1 protein-coding gene is annotated in these 1235 nt (G+C 35.3%); it reads left to right on the top strand.

What is annotated here, in order from left to right; translation table 11 throughout:
- Positions 1-1235 (top strand): class I SAM-dependent methyltransferase (locus AC3DU7_RS29255; RefSeq protein WP_488042766.1); only part of this gene is annotated, 1235 nt, incomplete at both ends.

Raw genomic sequence — 1235 nt, 5'->3', positions numbered from 1 at the left:
GAAAAAGTCAAAAGTCAAAAGTCAAAAGTTAGAAGTGAACAAGAAGTTAGAAGTGAGGAAGAAGGCAAAAGTGGAATTGATTTACCTGAAAAAAATGTAGTTGATTTGGAGCCATATACAGCGCCAGAAAAAACAAAACCATTAATTTTTTCTGAAGCACCCATACCCATAGTTCAAGAACAACCAAAATTCATTCCACCAATTGAACCAATTACAACAATAGGTCATCTAGATCGAGTAGCAATAGCCAATCAAAAATTAATCATATCTGGATGGGTAGGTTCTTACAATTTTGCTTCTGTAGAAAGCTTTAAAGTTTTCATCGGCAGTCAAGAATATACTTCTTTTGAACAGAAATTAGGTCTACCTAGCCCAGATGTCGCAAAAGTTCAGACTAAGCTTAATAATGCTGAAAATGCTAGATTTATTCTAGAAATACCTCTGACAAAAGCAGAACTTAAAAACTGCCAAAATACTCTAATTACTCTGACTCCAATATTTCAAGGGAAAGAGGGAGAAATTCTATTTCAACTATTTAATCCGTCCCTCCCAATTCCTGACGATAAATATATAGAAGGAAAAGCAATTAACTTTATCCAAAGAAGCTGTAAATTTTTAGGCAACTTTATCCAAAGAGTAGGTCTTCAACCCACTGCTGAAGTTTTGGAAATTGGCTGCGGAGTCGGGAATATTGCTTATGGTCTAGCCTATTATTTAAAATCTCCAGGTCGTTATGAAGGGAATGACTTCTCTGAAGAATTAATATCTTGGGCACAGCAAAATATTAGCAGCCATAAACCACATTTCAATTTCCGTCAGATAGACTCAGATTTGAAACTTCCCTACAATGACAAAAGTTTTGATTTTGTCTTTATCGGTTCCAGATTTACTCAGGTCGGTGGAAAGGAAATTCGTAATTATTTAGATGAAATTTACCGAGTTTTAAAACCAGATGGTCGTCTCTTATTCCAATGTTTCTTAGTTAACCACGAGTCGGAAAAATTAATATCTGAAGGCAAGAGTTCTCAACCTCTTATTCATAGACTTCAGGAAGGTTTTACTAAAGACCTAAATTCACCAGAAAAAGGGATGGGTTTTCTGGAGTCTTTATTATTGGAGTGGGTTATTAATGCTGGTTTCAATGTATTAGGAAAATATTATGGTTCTTGGTGTGGACGAGTGGGTAAGAGAAGTTATCCAGATATGGTAATTCTTGAGAAGGAAGAAGTCAGAGT

Source organism: Okeania sp., from assembly GCF_983059655.1.
This window is presented reverse-complemented; position numbering and strand designations above follow the sequence as displayed.